Below are 19,119 nucleotides of genomic sequence, written 5' to 3'. Positions count from 1 at the left end.
GGGACCTCCCAGGCGGCCCGGCCCGGGGCGGCACCGCCGGGACGATCCCGCTAACCGAGCCGGTTGTCGGAGCCGCGCGGCCCCTGGCGCACGGCCTCCGCGTTGAGCGTCGGCTGCCAGTCGAAGATGTAGCCACTCTCCATGGAACCGATGATCACTTCGGCCCCGGCCTTCGCGCCGGCCTTGGTGAGCTCCTCCTCGACACCGAGCCGCTCCAGCCGGTCCGCCAGGTAGCCCACGGCCTCGTCGTTGGTGAAGTCGGTCTGGCGGATCCACCGCTCCGGCTTGACTCCGGTGACCTGGAAGGTGCGCTCGTCGACCCTGCGGACGGCGAATCCCGCGTCGCCGTGCTGCTTGGGCCTGATGACCAGGCGGGTCGGCTCCAGGACGGGAGCGGCGGCCCTGGCGGCGGCGACCATCTCGCCCATGGCGTAGGTCAGCTCCTTGAGCCCGTCGTGGGTGGCCGCGGAGATCGTGAAGACCCGCAGGCCCCGCTCCTCGAGCATCGGCCTCACGATGTCGGACAGCTCGCGGGCGTCGGGTACGTCGGACTTGTTGAGCACCGCCAGGCGCGGCCGGTCCTCCAGCTTGCCGTACGCCGCCAGCTCGGCCTCGATGGCCTCGTAGTCGCTGATCGGGTCGCGGCCCGGCTCCATCGTGGCGCAGTCGATCACGTGCACGAGCGTGTTGCAGCGCTCGACGTGACGCAGGAACTCGTGCCCCAGGCCCTTGCCCTGCGAGGCGCCGGGAATCAGGCCGGGCACGTCGGCGACGGTGAAGATGGTCTCGCCCGCGGTGACCACCCCGAGGTTGGGGACCAGGGTGGTGAACGGGTAGTCGGCGATCTTCGGGCGGGCGGCGGAGAGCGCGGCGATCAGGGAGGACTTGCCCGCACTGGGGAAGCCGACGAGCGCCACGTCGGCGACGCTCTTCATCTCCAGCATGACGTCGACCTCGTCGCCGGGCTCGCCGAGCAGCGCGAAGCCGGGGGCCTTGCGCTTGGCGGAGGCCAGGGCGGCGTTGCCGAGCCCGCCGTGCCCGCCCTCGGCGATCACGTAGCGGGTGCCCGCGCCGATCAGGTCGATCAGGACCTCGCCGGTGTCGGCGTTCTTGACCACGGTGCCGTCGGGCACCGGGATGATGATGTCGCCGCCGTTGGCGCCGTCACGGTTGGCGCCCTGCCCCTGCTTGCCGTTGTCGGCCTTGCGGTGCGGGCGGCGGTGATACTCCAGGAGGGTCGCCGTGTTGGCGTCGACCTCCAGGATCACGTCACCGCCCCGGCCGCCGTTGCCCCCGTCGGGGCCCCCCAGCGGCTTGAACTTCTCCCGATGGACAGAGGCGCAGCCGTTTCCCCCGTCACCGGCCTTGATGTGCAGGACCACCTGGTCCACAAAGTCCGGCATGTCTACTTTCCTACCTCTATCTACGGGAACTTCTGCTGAAAACACGAACAGGGGTGGACCGCATGAATGCGATCCACCCCTGCCGTAACGTCTGTCGGCGCGAATCTACTCCGCGACCGGGACGATGCTCACCGCGCGGCGCCCGCGCTTGACACCGAACAGAACGTGGCCCGCGGCCAGCGCGAACAGCGTGTCGTCACTTCCACGGCCGACGTTGTCGCCGGGGTGGAAGTGGGTGCCGCGCTGACGAACGATGATCTCGCCGGCGTTGACCAGCTGACCGCCGAAGCGCTTCACACCGAGCCGCTGGGCGTTGGAGTCGCGGCCGTTCCGAGTGGACGACGCGCCCTTCTTGTGTGCCATCTCGCAAAACTCCCGAAACTCAGGCCTGGTCGATGCCGGTGATCTTCACCTGGGTGTACCGCTGGCGGTGACCCTGGCGCTTCTTGTACCCCGACTTGTTCTTGTACTTCAGAATCCGGATCTTCGGACCCTTGGTCTCACCGAGAATCTCGGCGGCAACCGTGAACTTGCCCGCCTCGGTGGTCACGTCGCCGTCGTTGACGACGAGGACCGTCGGCAGCGAAACCGTGGAACCGACCTCGCCGGCGACCTTGTCCACTTCAAGGACGTCACCGACGGAGACCTTCTGCTGCCTGCCGCCGCAACGAACGATCGCGTACACCGCGGAACCCTTCTTCTGACTGCTTGCTCGCTGGATGCTGCGCCCCGCATCCGGCTGTGGTCATTGATGACGTACCGGGTAGGCGCGCGAACAGGGCGCGCCATGAGCGCACCGGTTCACCAGGGTACCGGATTGACGGTGTCCTGGTCGAACCGGGCGGAACGTCGGGGGTGCCGGTCTTCGGCCCCGTCCCTGTGCGGGACGGGGTCTAATCGGCCGGCCTGGCCTTGCGGGAGCGTCTCCGCCCCCGGCCAGAAGCCTGTGCTGCCTGACCGTCCTCATGCTGGACTCCGTCAAGCGCATCGGTCACCGTATCACGGCCTGAGGGGTCACCGGCCGCCACCGCGTGGTTACCGTCCTTGCCGAGCTTCTCCGCGACGGCCTTCTCCACGGCCATCTTGCCCTGGGTGCCGCGCGGCTCGGGCTTACCCTCGACCGGTTCGGACGAGACGTGCAGGCCACGGCCGTTGCAGCACTCACAGACGGTGGAGAAGGCCTCCAGGAGGCCCTGGCCGACCCGCTTGCGCGTCATCTGGACCAGGCCCAGGGAGGTCACCTCGGCCACCTGGTGCTTGGTACGGTCGCGGGCCAGGCACTCCAGCAGCCGCCGCAGCACCAGGTCCCGGTTGTTCTCCAGCACCATGTCGATGAAGTCGATGACGATGATGCCGCCGATGTCGCGCAACCTGAGCTGGCGGACGATCTCCTCGGCCGCCTCCAGGTTGTTGCGGGTGACGGTCTCCTCGAGGTTGCCGCCCTGGCCGGTGAACTTGCCGGTGTTGACGTCGACCACGGTCATGGCCTCGGTCCTGTCGATCACCAGCGAGCCGCCGCTGGGCAGCCAGACCTTGCGCTCCATCGCCTTGGCGATCTGCTCGTCGATCCGGTACGCGGCGAAGACGTCGCCGCCCTCCTCCCACCTGCTGAGGCGGTCGACCAGGTGCGGGGCGACGTAGCGGACGTACTCGTCGACCGTCTCCCACACGTCGCCCGCGACGACCAGCGAGGCGAAGTCCTCGTTGAAGACGTCGCGGACCACCCGGACGGTGAGGTCGGGCTCGGAGGAGAGCAGCTCGGGCGCACTGGCCGACTTGGCCTTGCGCTGGATGTTCTCCCACTGCGCCGACAGCCTGGCCACGTCGCGGGCCAGCTCGTCCTCCGACGCGCCCTCGGCGGCCGTACGGACGATGACCCCCGCGTTCTCCGGCATGACCTTCTTCAGGATGCTCTTGAGGCGGGTGCGCTCCTTGTCGGGGAGCTTGCGGCTGATGCCGGTCATCGAGCCGTCGGGCACGTAGACCAGGTAACGTCCCGGCAGGCTGATCTGGCTCGTCAGGCGTGCGCCCTTGTGGCCCATCGGGTCCTTGGTGACCTGCACCAGCACCGACTGGCCCGACTTCAGCGCCACCTCGATCCGCTTGGGCTGTCCTTCCAGCCCGGCGGTGTCGAAGTTCACCTCGCCGGCGTACAGGACCGCGTTGCGGCCCTTGCCGATGTCGACGAACGCCGCCTCCATGCTCGGCAGGACGTTCTGCACCTTGCCGAGGTAGACGTTGCCCACGTACGACTGGCTCGCCTCGCGGTTGACGTAGTGCTCGACGAGGACGCCGTCCTCCAGCACCGCGATCTGGGTGCGCCCGCCGGTGCGGCGGACCACCATCATGCGCTCGACGGACTCCCTGCGGGCCAGGAACTCCGACTCGGTGATGATCGGCGGACGCCTGCGGCCGAGCTCGCGGCCCTCGCGGCGGCGCTGCTTCTTGGCCTCCAGGCGGGTCGAGCCGCGCACGCTCTGCACCTCGTCCACCGAGGTGCTGCGCCCGGCGCGGGGCGCGCGGATGCGCACCACCGTGTTCGGCGGGTCGTCCGGGACGTCGCCGGGCTCGTCGGTGCCCCTGCGCCGCCTGCGGCGACGCCGGCGAGAGCTGCCGCTCTCCGAGTCGTCGTCCTGCTCGGCCTCGGGCCGCTCCTCGTCGTCCTGCTCGGCCTCGGTCTCCTCGGACTCGTCGAGGTCGCGCGCCTTGCCGCGGCCCCGGCCGCCCCTGCGGCGCCGCCGCCGGCGGCCGCTGCCGTCGTCGTCACCGTCGGAGTCGTCGTCCTCGATCTCCTCGGCGAGCTCGGCCTTCTCGGCCCTGTCGACCTTCTCGGCCTTCGTCTCGGCGGGCTCGGGCTCCGGCGCGGCGGGCTGGACCGGCGCGGGACGCGTGGCGGCCTGAGCGGCCCGCTGCGGGTCGGGGGCCTGGAACAGCGGCTGGAACACCGCGGCGGGCGCCTGGAAGGTCACCGAGGGCACCTCGGAACGTTCCTGGCCGGCCAGCCCGAAGGGGTCGGCGAACAGGACGGACCGCTCCTCGACGATGTCCTCGCCCGCGGGCTCGTCGTCGAGCGGCTCGTCGGCGGGCAGGTCGAGCAGCAGCTCCGCCTCGGCCTCCTCCTCCGCCTCGGCCGGTGACACGTCGGGGACGCTCCGCTCGGCCTGCGGCGCCTCGCGCGGGGCGGCCTTCTTGCGCGTACGGGTGCGCTTGGCGGGAGCGGCGGGCGCCTCCTGGGGCGCGGGCTCGGCTCCGGTCTCGGCCTCGGTCTCGGCCTTGGCGAAAGGCTGGGGGACGGCGAAGGGATCCGGCACGGCGGGTGGCGCCACCGCGGGCGCCGCGGGCGCCGTCGTCTCCGCGACCGGCGCGGGCTCCGCCTCGGCGGACTCGGCGGGCTCGACGGTCTCGGCGGTCTCGGCGACCGGCTTCTTCGCACGGCTACGCCGCGTGGTGGTGGTCGTACCGTCCGCCACGGCCGTCTTGCGCCTGCTGGCGCGCTTGGGGGCCGCCACCGCGGGCTCCGGCGCCTCGGCCGGTGGCTCCGCCGCGGGTGCGGGGGCCGCGGGCGGCGCGGCAGGCGCGGTCTGCGCGACCGGCGCGGTCTGCGCGACCGGCGCGGGTGGGGCCGTGACCGCGGGGGCCGGCTCCGGCTCCTCCGGCGGAGGTCCGGCGGGCCGGCTCGCCGCCCTGCGGCGGGTCGCCGGCGGCCGGGTGTCTTCTGTTGTCGTATCCCCGCCAGGGGTGTTCACCCCGGCGATGGGCTCGTTGTCGAGCATGCGGGCGCTCTCCCGTTCAGCTCCCGGGCGCGTCTCCGCGCCGCGCGGGAGCTCTCGTCTCTCACTGTCCGCCAGGCCTGGGGCCCGGCGCCAAGTCCTATATGTCGCCGCCGACGTGCCTGCCCACCGGTTCCGCTTCGCCGCCGCGCGTGATGTCGCGGTCCAGGCCGAACGGATCGGCGGGCTCACCGGTGTGAACGTCCAGCGGGCCCTGCGCCAGCCTGGTCACCTCGGGGGGCACCGGCGGCGCGAAGTCAGCCACAAGACGCAGTCCAGTGAGAACGTCGTCGGGTCGAACGGCAGGAGTTTCGTGCCGTACAACCATGCGAAGTATGACACATGGCTGACTGGACGCCTGACCTGCTGTTGTCTCAGTTCTCTCAAATACCCCGAGGCTCAGCACCGCTTCACGTGCGTCGAAGCGTCGCATCCCCTTCTTCGTAAGGCGTTCGACCTCGATGTGGTCCGTGGCGACGAATTTCTCGGCCGCGGCCCCGGCGAGGGCGAGATCGGCTCCTGGCAGCCGCAGCTCCCACGCCGAGCACTCCATCTGGTCGGCCAGGCTCGCGGAGCCCGCCTCGACGACGTCGAGCACGTCGAGACCGGGCGGCAGCGAGGCGTCCAGGGCGGCTCGCAGCCGCTCGGGGTCACACTCGCGCGTCACGCTGATCTCGAAGTATTCGGCCTCGCTGGCGACCCCGGTGGGGGCGGCCGCTCCCACGTAGGAGATCTTCGGGTGGGGCGAGAAGCCCGCGCTGAACGCCACCGGGACGTCGGCTCTCCGGACCGCCCGTTCGAGGGCCCTGGTGATGTCGCGGTGACTGGTGAAGCGCAGGCGGCCGCGCTTGGCGTAGCGCACGCGCAGGCGCTGCACCACGGGCGCGGGCGGCGGCCCGTCGGGAGCGGGTTTCAGGGTGGTGTCGTCCTTCCCAAGTCGTGGTCGTCGTTTCGGGAGCGGTGCTCACGCACCGCCCACCTCAGACAACCGTCAGTGGCAGCAGCTTCTTCCCGGTGGGCCCGATCTGGATCTCGGTCCCCATCGTGGGGCAGACGCCGCAGTCGTAACACGGGGTCCAGCGGCAGTCCTCGACCTCGACGTCGTTGACCGCGTCCTGCCAGTCCTGCCAGAGCCACTCGCGGTCGAGACCGGCGTCGAGGTGGTCCCAGGGCAGGACCTCGTTCTCCTCGCGCTCGCGCGTGGTGTACCAGTCGACGTCGACGCCGACCTCGGCGGCGGCGTCCATCCAGCGCTGGTAGGAGAAGTGCTCGCTCCAGCCGTCGAACCGGCCGCCCCCCGCCCACACCGCGCGGATGACCTTCCCGACCCGGCGGTCTCCCCGGGAGAGCAGGCCCTCCACGATCGAGGGCTTGCCGTCGTGGTAGCGAAGGCCGATGGCACGTCCGTAGTCCCGGTCGCCGCGCAGGGCGTCCTTCAAGGCCTTGAGCCTGCGGTCGACCGTCTCGTGGTCGGCCTGGCCGGCCCACTGGAACGGGGTGTGCGGCTTGGGAACGAAACCGCCGATGGAGACCGTGCAGCGGACGTCGCGCGACCCGGTGGCCTCGCGGCCCGCCTTGATGACCTTCTTGGCCAGGTCGGCGATGCCCTGGACGTCGGCGTCCTCCTCGGTGGGCAGGCCGCACATGAAGTAGAGCTTCACCTGCCGCCAGCCCTGGGTGTACGCGGTGGTGACCGTCCTGATCAGGTCTTCCTCGGTGACCATCTTGTTGATCACCTTGCGCATCCGCTCGGAACCGCCCTCCGGGGCGAACGTCAGGCCCGAGCGGCGGCCGTTGCGGGAGAACTCGTTCGCCAGGTCGATGTTGAAGGCGTCGACCCGGGTCGAGGGCAGCGACAGGGAGGTGTTGGTGCCCTCGTAGCGGTCGGCCAGCCCCTTGGCGACCTCGCCGATCTCGGAGTGGTCGGCCGAGGAGAGCGACAGCAGGCCGACCTCGTTGAAGCCGGACGCCTTGACGCCCGCCTCGACCATGTCGCCGATCGTGGTGATCGAGCGCTCCCGCACCGGACGGGTGATCATGCCGGCCTGGCAGAACCGGCACCCCCGGGTGCACCCGCGGAAGATCTCCACGCTGAACCGCTCGTGCACGGTCTCGGCCAGCGGGACAAGCGGCTTCTTGGGATAGGGCCACTCGTCCAGGTCCATCACGGTGTGCTTGTGGATCCGCCACGGCACGCCCGACCTGTTGGGCGCGACGCGCTGGATCCGGCCGTCGGCGTGGTAGTCGACGTCGTAGAACTTCGGCACGTAGACCCCGCCGGACTCGGCCAGCCGCATCAGCAGCCCGTCGCGCCCGCCGGGCCTGCCCTCGGCCTTCCACTCGCGGATGACCTCGGTGATCGCGATGGCGATCTGCTCCCCGTCGCCCAGCACGGCGGCGTCGAGGAAGTCGGCGATCGGCTCGGGGTTGAACGCCGCGTGACCGCCGGCCAGCACGATCGGGTCGTCCTCGCCCCGGTCGGCCGCCTCCAGCGGGATGCCCGCCAGATCCAGCGCGGTCAGCATGTTGGTGTAGCCGAGCTCGGTCGAGAAGGAGAGCCCGAGCACGTCGAACGCCCGTACGGGCCGGTGCGCGTCGACCGTGAACTGGGGCACGCCCTCGGAGCGCATGAGCGCCTCGAGGTCGGGCCAGACCGCGTAGGTCCGCTCGGCCAGCGTCTCCGGCAGCTCGTTGAGGATCTCGTAGAGAATCTGGACGCCCTGGTTGGGCAGCCCGACCTCGTAGGCGTCCGGATACATCAGCGCCCAGCGGACCGTGGCCTCGTCCCAGTCCTTGACGGTCGAGTTGAGCTCACCTCCGACATACTGGATCGGCTTCTGCACCCTGGGCAGGAGCGCTTCCAGGCGGGGAAACAGCGACTCGACAGACATGCCTTCAAGAATATCCGCCTGGAGAGGGTGCCACAGGCGGTCGTCGCCCGCTCACGGCGAGCCGGGCCGGTGACGCGGCTCCTCACGGGCGGTGCGAACGCGGAAAGGGCGCCGAAACGGTCACCGGAGCGGCTGCCTGCGCATGTGGATCGCCTGGAGCAGGCCGAAGGCGATCATGTTGGCGAAGGTGGCGGTGCCGCCGTAGGAGACGAACGGCAGGGGAAGACCGGTGATGGGCATGATCCCGATGGTCATCCCGATGTTGACGAACGACTGGAAGGCCAGCCAGCACACGATCGAACCGGCCACCAGCGCGCCGAACCGGTCGTCACACTCGCGCGCGATCCGCACCCCGCGCACCAGGATCACCCCGAGCAGCGCCACCACGGTGACCGAGCCGAGGAAACCGAACTCCTCCCCCGCCACCGTGAAGATGAAGTCGGTGTGCTGCTCGGGCACGAAACGGCCGGTGGTCTGGCCACCCCCGAACAGCCCCTTGCCGAACACCTCCCCCGACCCGATCGCGATCAGCGACTGGGTGCTGTTGTAGCCGACGCCGCGCGGATCGCTGGCCGGGTTGAGGAACGCGGTGAACCGGGCGATCTGGTACGGCTCCAGGACGTCGAGGAACCACACGGCCACCCCCGCGCCGACCACGCTGAGGGTGAGCCCGGCGATCCAGCGCTTGCGGACCCCCGCCACGACGATCGTGCCGGCAGTGATCACCCCGATGACCATCGTGGTGCCCAGGTCGGGCTGGAGCATCACCAGGCCCATGGTGAACATGGACACCACCAGCGCGATCACGACGTCGAAACCGCGCGGCCGGTCGGTGCCCCTGACGGGTTGTGCCAGCAGCATGGCGAGCATCAGCACCAGTCCGAGCTTGGCGAACTCCGACGGCTGGAACGCGAAACCGCCGCCCAGCATGATCCACGAGTGGGCGCCGTTCACGGTGCTGCCGAGCGGCGTGATCACCAGGATCAGCCCGACCAGCGTCGCGCCGTAGATCAGCGGCGCGAAGACCCGCAGCGCCCGGTGGTCCACCATCGCGGCCGTACCGGCCAGCACGGCACCGATGACGAGGTTGAGGATGTGCTTCTTGACCAGCCCCGTGGAGCCGGCCGCCCACGTCCTGGTCGACGACCAGACCAGCATCGTGCCGATCACCGCCAGCGCGGCGACGGCGACCAGCATCAGCCCGTCCATCCGGCCCACCGTGGAGGCGGCCGCCACCGTCCGGCCGGCCAGGGACGCCCTCGGCGGCGCGGCCGCCCGGTTCACGCCGCCTCCCCGGCGGACGTCACCGCCGACGCCGTCGCGACGGTCACCACCGGCACCCCCGCGAGCCCCACCGCGGACACCATGACAGACATCGCGGCGGGCACCGCGGCGGGCACGCCCGTGGACGTCCGCGCGAATGTTCCCTCCCGCGCAGGCGCCGGCGCCGCCGGCGTCATCGAGGTCGTCATCGCGACACCGTCCCGTCCTTGGCGATCACCGGGAGCGCCCTCGCCGGGCGCCCGCCCGGCAGGACCGAGGAGGACGGCTTCCCGTCGGGCTTGAAGCCGTAGATGCCCTCGTAGATCTTCCGTACCGCCGGAGCCGCGGTCTGACCGCCCATCCCGCCCTGGGACACCATGACGACGATCACGAACCGCGGCTTGTCCGTCGGGGCGAACGAGGCGAACCAGGACGTGTCGGCCTTGCCGTAGACCTCGGCGGTGCCGGTCTTCCCACCAATCTTGATCTTGTCCATGGGGAACCCCGAGAAGGCCCCGGCCGCGGTGCCGTCGGAGGCGACCTCGCTCAGCGCGCCCTTGATGTAGGCCCGCTCCTCCCGCGTGATCGGCAGCTTTCCCACGACCGGCACCTTGATCTCCTTGACCTTGGTGCCGTCGGGACGCACCAGCGCCCAGCCCACCCTGGGGCTGCGCAGCTTGCCGTCCCCGACCAGCGCCGCGTAGGCCGCCGCCAGCTGCAGCGGCGTCACCAGCACGTCGCCCTGCCCGATGGAGAAGTTGGCGGCGTCACCCGGCCGCCACTGGAATCCCTCCAGGCAGTTCTCGTACGCCAGCCGCTTGAGGAACGCGGCCCTGCTGGGACTGCTCTTGGCCACCTCCGGATAGCCGGTCTTGGACCGCCTGCAGTTGTCCTCCTTGGTCACCGCCCAGAGCGCCTTCTTCCACGCCCGGTCGGGGATCCTGCCCGGTGACTCGCCCGGCAGGTCGATGCCCGTGGGGCGGCCGAACCCGTAGGCGCGCGCCATGTTCGCCATCGGCTCCTTGGGCCTCCCCTTGGGATTGAGCCCGCCGTCGCGCAGCCACTGCTCGTACGCCGCCCGGTAGAAGATCGTGTCGCACGACTTCACCAGCGCCATGTGCAGGTTGAGGACGCCCAGCCCGATGCCGCGGAAGTTGTTGAACGGCCGGTCGCCCACCATGAAGGACCCCGGGCAGTCGTACTTGCCGTGCAGCGGGTAGCCGTCCCTGAGCATCGCCGACACCGACGACACCTTGAACGTCGAACCGGGCGCGAACTCGCCCTTGATCGCCCTCGACACCAGCGGCTTGCCGGTCTTGCCGGACAGCAGGCGCTGGTACTCCGTCTCGGAGATGCCCCCGCTCCAGACCGCCGGATCGTACGTCGGCGCGCTGGCCAGCGCGATCACCCGGCTGGTCCTCGCGTCCAGCACCACCGCCGCCGCCCCGTCGGCCTTGGGCGCGCCCTTCATCGCCTCGGCCAGCGCCTTCTCGGCCAGGGTCTGCACCCTGGCGTCGATGCTGGTGATGAGCGTGTCGCCCGGGATCGGCGACACGTGCCGCTCCACCCCGATGACCTTGCCGAGCCGGTCGACCTGCACCCGCCGCATCCCCGGCGTCCCCCGCAGCGGCACGTCGTAGACCGACTCCAGGCCGTCCCTGCCCACCAGGTCGACCCCGGAGAACGCCGCCCTGAGCCCGTCGCGCCTGTCCAGCTCCTCCTGCGTGATCGGCTGCAGGTAGCCGAGCGCCTGCGCGCCCGCGCCCTTGCGCGGATACTCCCGCACCGCCTGCACCTCGGCCGTGACCCCGGGGAACTCCTCCTGCCGCTCCAGGATCTGCAGGGCCTCGCGCGTGGTGACGTCGACGTCGATGGGGATCGGCTGGTACGGGGACCCCGGCCAGCAGGGGCGGGCGATCCCGGGGCCGCACGCCCTGATCCGCTCCCGCAGCTCGGTGGGACGGCGGCCGAGCACGCCGGCCAGCCTCTGGAGCACCTCCTCACCGTTGCCCGCCATCCGGTTCAGGCGCGTACGGTCGACCGAGACCACCAGCGTGGTCCGGTTGCGCACCAGCGGACGGCCCGTCGCGTCGAGGATCTGCCCGCGCACCGCGGGAACGACGACGTCACGCGTGCGCGTCTCGGTCGCGGCCTTCACGTACTCCGTACCGCGCACCACCTGCACCTGCCAGAGCCTTACGGCGAGCAGCGCCAGAATCGACACCACCAGCACCTGCACCACGACCAGCCGCCCCCGCATCAGGCCCATGCCCCATCCTCCCCGCGCACCCGGCCGGAACCCCCGACCCCCGACCCGCCCGGCCTCCCGCTCCCCCCGCGGCGAGACCCGCCGCGACCCCACGGCGTGCGAGGCCGCGTACGTGGCCTCATAGGCGACTCCGCATGACGTGCCGGGGCACCCGGATGGGGCGCGACTCCGGCCCTCGGACGAGCCTTCGCACCATCCACACCACGGGTGGCGCGGCGAGCAGGTTGTAGGCCATCGCCTGTGGCAACACCGTCGTCAGCATGGAGACCCCGGTCCGCGGATCCCCCACCAGCGCGCCTGTCACCAGGGCGACCACGGGGCCGGCGACCGCGCAGGCCATCGCCGCGAGGGGCTCCGCGCCCGGCCGGCTCTCCACCGCGCGTCCCGCCATGAAGCCCATGAGGCAGAGCACGAGCGCGTTGTGCCCGAGCAGGTGCGCCGCCGGTGGCAGCAGGTCGCTGACGAGCCCGGTGGCGAAGCCCATGACCGCCCCCGCGGCGGCCCCGCGCGCCAGCGCGTACCCCACCACGGCGAGCAGCACCAGATCCGGTGCGGCATGCCCGGGCAGCGGCAGCCTGTTGACGACGGTCACCTGGACGATCATGATCCCCAGGAGCAGCAGCCCGAAGGCCGCGTTGCGGCCCATCCCGTCAGGCCCCCTCTCGCCGGCCGCGAGGAGCCTCCGCCTCACGCGGGCCGGAGTCGGGTGAGCGTGGCGTGGACCGCTCCGGCGTCGATGCCCTCGTCTCGCGCGGACCGGGCGGGAGCACCGCGTCACGCGGGTCGCGGTGCGGCGCCCGTACCACCACGCCGACCACGTCCAGCGCGGTGAGATCGGCGGACGGCCGCGCGTACGCGATGCGGGTCAGCTCACCCGGCGTGGCCTCCACCCGCTCCACCACCCCGATCGGCACCCCCGCCACGTACGGCGCGCCACGCTGGGAGCCGAAACTCACGATGCGGTGGCCCGGGGTGATCGGCGCGGTCGAGTCGAGCAGCCGGAAGCGGACCAGGCGGCCGTGCTCCCCCACGCCGTGCACCACCCCGATCTCGTTGCTGCCCTCCAGCCGGGCCCCCGCCGCCGAGGCGGGGTCGCTGAGCAGGACCACCGTCGAAGTGGACGGGCCCACCTGGACCACCCTGCCGACCAGGCCGTCGGCGTTCAGCACGGTCATCTCCGGGCGCACCCCGTCGGCGCGTCCCACGTCGAGTTCGACGGCATCCTCGAAACCGGGGGCGCCGCGCCGGGCGATCACCTGGGTGGGCAGGATCCGGTATCCGCCGGTCCCCGCGACACCGAGCAGCCTGCGAAGCTCCCGGGATCGCCCCCGATCGAGGCTCTGCGCCGCCAGGTCGTGCCTGAGCCGCTGGTTCTCCGCGCGCAGCCGCTCGATACGAGCGCGCGCCGAGGGAGCCCCGGCCATCGTCTCGAAGAACTCGCCGACCGGCCGCACGAGGCCCGCCCCCGCGCTCTCCGCGGCGCCGAACAGCGTCGTGCCCGCCGTCCTGAGCGGACCGAACGGCGACTCCGTGACCGAACGGTGGTCGATGGTCACGAGCACGAGCGCGGCGGCCAGCAGCAGCCCCAGGTTGACCCGTGCCCGGCGGGTGTCCTTCATCAGTGCCGCGGCTCGGGAACCAGGACCTGCTGCAAGGCGTCGAAGTCCTCGACGCACTTGCCCGAGCCGAGCGCGACGGAGTCGAGGGCGTTGTCGACGAGGTGGATCGGCATGCCGGTCTCGGCCTTCAGCCGCTCGTCCATGCCCTTGAGGAGCGCCCCGCCCCCGGTGAGGGCGATCCCGCGGTCCATCAGGTCTCCGGAAAGCTCGGGCGGGCACTTGTCGAGCGTCGTCTTGACCGCGTCGACGATCACGTTCAACGGCTCCTCGATGGCCTTGCGGATCTCCGCTGCCGACACCACGATCGTCTTGGGCAGGCCGCTGACCAGGTCGCGGCCCCGGATCTCGGCGTGACTCTCCTCGGGGAGCATGCACGCGGAGCCGATGGCCATCTTGATCTCCTCGGCGGTGCGCTCGCCGAGCATGAGCGAGTGCTCCTTCTTGGCGAAGGCGATGATCGCCTGGTCCATCTCGTCGCCGCCCACCCTGATCGACTGGCTGGTGACCACGCCACCCATCGAGATGATCGCCACCTCGGTGGTGCCACCGCCTATGTCGATCACCATGTTGCCGGTGGGCTCGTGCACCGGGAGCCCGGCGCCGATCGCGGCGGCCATGGGCTCCTCGACGATGTAGACCCTGCGCGCGCCCGCCTGGTAACCGGCCTCCTTGACCGCTCGCTGCTCGACCCCGGTGATCCCGCTCGGCACGGCGATGATGATGCGCGGCTTGGCGAAGTGGCGGCGCTTGTGCACCCGCTGGATGAAATAGCGCAGCATGCGCTCGGTGACGTCGAAGTCGGCGATGACGCCGTCCTTGAGCGGGCGGATGGCCACGATGTTGCCAGGAGTGCGGCCTATCATCCGCTTGGCCTCGATGCCAACAGCCACGATCTTCCCCGTCGCGGTGTTGATCGCCACGACGGACGGCTCGTTGAGCACGATCCCGCGGCCTCGCACGTACACGAGGGTGTTCGCGGTGCCGAGGTCGACCGCCATGTCACGGCCCAGAAAAGCAAGATTGCTGCCCATGAGGAAGGCCGGCCTCCTTCCGTCAGGTCGTCGGCGAAAACTACGGAACGCACTCGAATCGTAACGTGACGTACCCACCATTGAGCGCAATGAGGCGGCCTGCCGCAGCAAAATCTTGGGTTGGCCGAATACACCGGGCCCCGCCGTCCACAAGGACGGCGGGGCCCGGCAAACGCGGCGAAAGCGTGCGTCTAGAAGCGATCCGGGAAGAAGATCTTGATCTCCCTTGCGGCGGACTCGGGAGAGTCGGAACCGTGGACGACGTTCTCGCCGATCTCCAGGGCGTGATCGCCGCGGATGGTGCCGGGCGCGGACTTGACGGGGTCGGTGAGGCCGGCGAGACCGCGGAAGGCCTCGATGGCGCGCGGCCCCTCGAGCACCAGCGCGACCAGCGGGCCGGAGGTGATGAACTCCACCAGCTCGCCGAAGAACGGCCGCTCGGAGTGCTCGGCGTAGTGCGCCTTGGCGGTGTCGACGTCCAGGGTGCGCAGCTCCAGCGCCACGACCTTCAGACCCTTGCGCTCGACACGGGCGATCACATCGCCGATGAGACCACGTGCCACACCGTCGGGCTTGATCAGGACAAGGGTGCGCTCGGACACTGAAGTTCTCCTTTGAACATGTATGGGTCGCGGACTGCGGTAATCGCGCGAAGTTTACCGTCCTTCGCGCGATTCCCCGTGGTCGGCGAGGTCACTGGAGGGCGGGCCCGTTCCCCGGGCCGTCCTCGGGCGAGGGCGCGGGCGGTGGCACCACCACGGGCGGCGCGACGACCTTCTCCTGCTCGGTCTCCGTCTCCGGCTCAGGGTCGCGCTCGGGGACGCGGTCGGGCTCGTGCCGGGGCCTGGGCCTGCCGCCCTTGCCCGCCCCGTGCCCGCCCCCGCTGACGGCCATGGACCCGCTCATGGATTCGGTCGCCGCCATGGGTCCGGCCTCGAGATCCGGGCTGACCTGCGGCTGCGGTGCGGCCGCGGCCTCGGAGCGCGGCCGCACCACCGCGTGTCTCACCTGCTCGGCCTGCCCGTCCCGTTCCGACTGCCCGCTCTGCCCGCCCTGCTTGGGCTGCCCGGTCCGCCCGGTCTGGTTGGCGGGTCCGGCCTGCTTGGGAGGTCCTGACGCCGTCGCGGCCGGCCACGCGCCGCCGGCGAGATCGACCTCCCCCGCCGGGGAGGGCACCAGCCCGGAGGCGGAACCCGCGCCGGAGGAGACGCCAGCCGTACCGGCCGGGGTGTCTCGCGCATCTCTCCCATCCCTCCCGTCCCTCATATCCCAGGTGCTCACCGGGGTGCCGGGCAGGAGACGGGCCAGGACGGCGCCGAGCACGATCACCACGAGCACCAGGCCGCCCCCGATCAGCGCCCACAGATGCAGGGCGTCCACGAACCCGTCGACCAGCGCCTGCGGGGTCGTGGCCTCCTCCAGGCGGGTGACCTGGACACCGCTGCCCAGCAGGAAGCCCACGAGCACCGCGGGAAAGAACAACGACAGCGCCAGGAGCGCGGCCCCCTCGCCACAGGAGCGCAGCGCGCCGGTGAGCGCCACCGAGGCACCGCCCGCGAGCAGCGCGAACGGGAGGATCAGCGGGAGCCCGCCCGGGGCGGGAAGGAACAGCCGCACGGCGCACAGGCCCGCGACCATCACCACGAGCCCGCCCGCGGTGACCATGGGCATGGCCGGGTGACCCAACCGGTTCGCCAGCGCGGCGGACAGGAGGCCCACCAGCGCGGCGATCGCGAAAGCCGGCCACAGACCGGACAGGCCGGGGCCTCCCAGCCCGCCGAGTTCGACGTAGGTGATCTGAGCGGCGGTCGGCAGGGCGACGACGCCGACCGCGACCATCACGTGGGCCGGCGCCCGGCCGACAGCGCCCTTCGAGGCGCCGGAGGAGGCCAGGGCCAGCAGGACGACGACGGATACCAGCGCCGCGCGGATCACCAGGCTCGGCGACCAGTCGAACGTGCTGCCCAGGGCGAGGGCCGCGACGCCCGCGGCGGGCACCACCACCCACAGCGTGCGCCCGCGTTCCGCGACGACCCGCACGGGACCGGCACCCTCGCCTTCCTTCAGCCACAGCACCAGGTAGAGCGCGGCGAGCACGAGCGCGACCCCGGTGAGCATCGGGTACGGCTGGAGGGTGACCCGCCAGGAGTCGACCTGGTCGAGGGGCCACAGGGCGAGCGCCTGGGCGGCCAGGAGGCTCGCCGTCAACGCGGCCGCCCACACGGCCCTCAGGAGCACCGAACGCCCCCACACGGCCATCAAGGTGGCCGGGACCAGCAGGCCCGCACCGACCCCGTGCAGGACCCGCAGGACCCCCACCAGCGCCGTGGACCCGGCGTACCCGCCGGCCGCGTCGGCGAAGGCGAGCAGGGTCAGCCCCGCGACCATCATCGGGGCCGCCCTCATCCGGTGCACGGCCACCGCCGCCACCGGCACGGTCAGGACCATCGCGGGAAGCGCCAGCCCGTGCGCCCTGATCATCGCTATCTGCGAGATGTCCGGCGGCAGGAGGGCGGCGACCACCGAGATGGTGTTGGGGATGGCGACGATCGCCAGCGGCAGCACTACCGCGACGAGCAGTCCGAGGACGACGTCGAGCATCAGGGAGACACGGAGTGCGCGCACCAGGCCCGTGGGCCCGGTGGACACCGCCCGAGTCGGTTGGATGGGAGGGACGGCCATGTTGGCCGACTTTAGCGAGAAGTCACGCCCTCGACACGGCGAGCGACGAATATCGCTGTGATCCACAGCGCGGCGAAGAGCGCTCCGAGGAAGAACATGGTCGGGACCATGAGGCCGGACGCGATGGCGAGCACCTGGATCACGCTCCCCGCGACATAGGCGAAAGGCCGCTTGAGCAGACCTATCACCACCACGCAAAGGAACGCCAGGCCAAGGCCGACGGTGGCCGCGACGGCCGGTTCGATCCCCTGCGTGTTGATGGCGACCGGCGTGAACAGGCCAACGACTATCGCCTCCATACCGAGCACGCTGGCGCAGAGACGTCTCATCCCCGGAGTGACCGTGATCATTTTCCGCTCCTCCAGAGTCGCCTCGGCCATGTCCCACCCGCCGTGCCCGGCCGGCTCGTCCTGCTGTGTCGTCCCACTGCGTCTCGTTCTTTCACCGCGTCGCGTCCACCCGGCGCGCTCTGCCCGGGTACCGCGTCTCGTCGCTCACCCTGACCCGGCCGCTCACTGCGCTTCGTCCGCCTTGAGCAGGAGCCGTGCGTCACCGGCGGTCACCACCGACCCGGTGATCAGCACCCCCGCCCCGCTGAACTCGCCCATGGCGTCGACCAGGCCGATCGCCCGGTCGATCGCGCTGTCCAGCCGCTCGACCTGGTACACCCGGTCAAGACCGAAGATCTCCTCGGCCAGCGCGGCGAGATCGTCCACGTCCATGGACCTCGGCGAGGAGTTCCTGGTCACCACGATCTCGTCCATCATCGGTTCCAGCAGTTCCAGGATGCCCTGGACGTCCTTGTCCTCGAACACCGCCACCACGCCGATGAGCTTCGCGAAGTCGAAGGACTCCTGCACGGCGTCCAGGCTGGCCCGCATCCCCGCCGGGTTGTGCGCGGCGTCGACGACCACCGTTGGCCCCCGGCGAACCACCTCGAGCCTGCCGGGCGAACGCACCTGCAGGAACGCCTGCCGCACCAGCTCCGCGTCCAGAGGCTCGTCCCCGCCGGTCAGCGCCTCCACCGCGGCCAGCGCGCAGGCGGCGTTGCTCGCCTGGTGGGCACCGTACAGGGGAAGCAGGATGTCCTCGTACGTTCCCTTGAGCCCCTTGAGCCGGAGCAGTTGCCCACCGATGGCGAGCTCCCTGCTCAGCACGCCGAACTCCAGCCCCTCACGTGCCACGGTGGCACCGGTGTCGGCCGCCTGCCTCATCAGCACCGAGGCCGCGGGAAGCTCCTGCTGCGCGAGCACCGCGGTCGCACCGGGTTTGATGATGCCGGCCTTCTCCCCGGCGATCGTCTCGACGTCGGGCCCGAGGTAGTCGACGTGGTCGAGGGAGATGGGCGTGATGACCGCCACGGCACCGTCGGCGACGTTGGTGGCGTCGGTGATGCCCCCCATTCCCGTCTCGATGACCGCGACGTCCACCGGAGCGTCGGCGAAGGCGGCGAACGCCATCGCGGTGAGGGTCTCGAAGAAGGAGAGCCGCCGCCCCTGGGCGTCCACCATCTCCAGGTAGGGCGCGATGTCCTCGTACACCTCGACGAAGCGCTCCTCGCTGAGCGGGGCGCCGTCCACGCTGATGCGTTCGCGCATGGAAACGAGGTGAGGGCTGGTGAAGCGGCCGACCCGCAGGTTGCGCTCACGCAGAAGTGCTTCGATCATCCGGGTCGTACTCGACTTGCCGTTCGTACCGGCCACGTGCACCACGGGATAGGAGTGCTGCGGAGAGCCGAGCAGATCCACGAGCGCGGCGATCCTGTCGAGGCTGGGCTCGAAGTTCCACTCGACGCCACGCTGCATGATCGCTTGTTCAACCGCTCGATATTCCACGTCTCCAGCCTACTGACGTTCCGGGCGGGTCCCGGACAGGGCTGTAAAGGCTGGTGCAACGCGGACCCCGTGTCACATAAAACTCCACAGGCCGAGAAATCCAAGCGCAAGACCATACCTGGGCGGAGGCCGCTGGGAAGGTGTCGCACAGGGCCCCGAGCAGACCCCGCAACAGTCCCGAACAGGCCCCGGAACGGGTCGCCGGCAGGCCCCCGAAAGCGGTGGCGGGCAGGCCCCGGAAAAAGTCACCGGCAGGTCCCGGAGAGGGCCGCGGGAAAGAGGCCGGAAAAAGGGTCCGGACATGCCTGAGGGCCCCCACCAACGGTGGAGGCCCTCAAAAGATTGTCCGGCGGTGA

General features: G+C 70.9%; 15 protein-coding genes. All 15 read right to left on the bottom strand.

The annotated features are described in order from the left end of the window. Window positions 1–50: 50 nt before the first annotated feature. On the bottom strand, window positions 51–1,403 hold the full coding sequence (gene obgE / locus ACTOQ3_RS40885; RefSeq protein ID WP_440089249.1) for a GTPase ObgE: 1,353 nt from the start codon (window positions 1,401–1,403) through the stop codon (window positions 51–53). A 105-nt stretch (window positions 1,404–1,508) separates the two neighbouring features. Further along, complete coding sequence (gene rpmA, locus ACTOQ3_RS40880; RefSeq protein WP_030924780.1) at window positions 1,509–1,766, bottom strand: 50S ribosomal protein L27; 258 nt, start codon at window positions 1,764–1,766, stop codon at window positions 1,509–1,511. Window positions 1,767–1,785: 19 nt separating this feature from the next. Continuing rightward, window positions 1,786–2,088 (bottom strand): 50S ribosomal protein L21, encoded by a 303-nt coding sequence (rplU, locus tag ACTOQ3_RS40875; protein WP_030924785.1) that lies wholly within the window; start codon window positions 2,086–2,088, stop codon window positions 1,786–1,788. 208 nt (window positions 2,089–2,296) lie between these two features. Beyond that, complete coding sequence (locus ACTOQ3_RS40870) at window positions 2,297–5,176, bottom strand: Rne/Rng family ribonuclease (RefSeq protein WP_440089247.1); 2,880 nt, start codon at window positions 5,174–5,176, stop codon at window positions 2,297–2,299. A gap of 97 nt (window positions 5,177–5,273) precedes the next feature. Further along, window positions 5,274–6,053 carry a TIGR03936 family radical SAM-associated protein gene (locus ACTOQ3_RS40865; RefSeq protein ID WP_362847973.1) on the bottom strand — a complete coding sequence of 260 codons (780 nt, stop codon included), beginning with the start codon at window positions 6,051–6,053 and terminating at the stop codon, window positions 5,274–5,276. 100 nt (window positions 6,054–6,153) lie between these two features. Beyond that, the gene (locus ACTOQ3_RS40860; protein WP_440089245.1) at window positions 6,154–8,064 is read right to left on the bottom strand and encodes a TIGR03960 family B12-binding radical SAM protein; all 1,911 of its coding nucleotides are present in this window, start codon (window positions 8,062–8,064) and stop codon (window positions 6,154–6,156) included. 120 nt (window positions 8,065–8,184) lie between these two features. Continuing rightward, complete coding sequence (gene rodA, locus ACTOQ3_RS40855; protein WP_440089244.1) at window positions 8,185–9,348, bottom strand: rod shape-determining protein RodA; 1,164 nt, start codon at window positions 9,346–9,348, stop codon at window positions 8,185–8,187. A 184-nt stretch (window positions 9,349–9,532) separates the two neighbouring features. Beyond that, window positions 9,533–11,596 carry a penicillin-binding protein 2 gene (mrdA, locus tag ACTOQ3_RS40850; RefSeq protein ID WP_440089242.1) on the bottom strand — a complete coding sequence of 688 codons (2,064 nt, stop codon included), beginning with the start codon at window positions 11,594–11,596 and terminating at the stop codon, window positions 9,533–9,535. 118 nt (window positions 11,597–11,714) lie between these two features. Then, a complete protein-coding gene (gene mreD / locus ACTOQ3_RS40845; protein ID WP_440089240.1) occupies window positions 11,715–12,242 on the bottom strand; it encodes a rod shape-determining protein MreD in 528 nt (175 codons plus the stop codon). Between the two features lie 4 nt (window positions 12,243–12,246). Then, the gene (gene mreC, locus ACTOQ3_RS40840) at window positions 12,247–13,215 is read right to left on the bottom strand and encodes a rod shape-determining protein MreC (protein WP_440089238.1); all 969 of its coding nucleotides are present in this window, start codon (window positions 13,213–13,215) and stop codon (window positions 12,247–12,249) included. After that, window positions 13,215–14,246 (bottom strand): rod shape-determining protein, encoded by a 1,032-nt coding sequence (locus ACTOQ3_RS40835; RefSeq protein WP_436764047.1) that lies wholly within the window; start codon window positions 14,244–14,246, stop codon window positions 13,215–13,217. Before ACTOQ3_RS40835 ends, mreC begins: the two co-directional genes overlap by 1 nt. 191 nt (window positions 14,247–14,437) lie before the next feature. Continuing rightward, entirely contained in the window at window positions 14,438–14,848 is a 411-nt protein-coding gene (gene ndk, locus ACTOQ3_RS40830) for a nucleoside-diphosphate kinase (RefSeq protein ID WP_362869443.1), read from the bottom strand. A gap of 91 nt (window positions 14,849–14,939) precedes the next feature. Beyond that, window positions 14,940–16,871, bottom strand: a complete 1,932-nt coding sequence (locus ACTOQ3_RS40825) for a hypothetical protein (RefSeq protein WP_440089236.1) — start codon at window positions 16,869–16,871, stop codon at window positions 14,940–14,942. Between the two features lie 68 nt (window positions 16,872–16,939). Further along, entirely contained in the window at window positions 16,940–17,278 is a 339-nt protein-coding gene (locus ACTOQ3_RS40820; protein ID WP_440089235.1) for a DUF4233 domain-containing protein, read from the bottom strand. Between the two features lie 162 nt (window positions 17,279–17,440). Beyond that, complete coding sequence (locus tag ACTOQ3_RS40815) at window positions 17,441–18,733, bottom strand: bifunctional folylpolyglutamate synthase/dihydrofolate synthase (protein ID WP_440089233.1); 1,293 nt, start codon at window positions 18,731–18,733, stop codon at window positions 17,441–17,443. Window positions 18,734–19,119 lie beyond the last annotated feature (386 nt).

The sequence above is a fragment of the Streptosporangium sp. LJ11 genome, assembly GCF_051918945.1.
Taxonomy (GTDB): Bacteria; Actinomycetota; Actinomycetes; order Streptosporangiales; family Streptosporangiaceae; genus Streptosporangium.
This window is presented reverse-complemented; position numbering and strand designations above follow the sequence as displayed.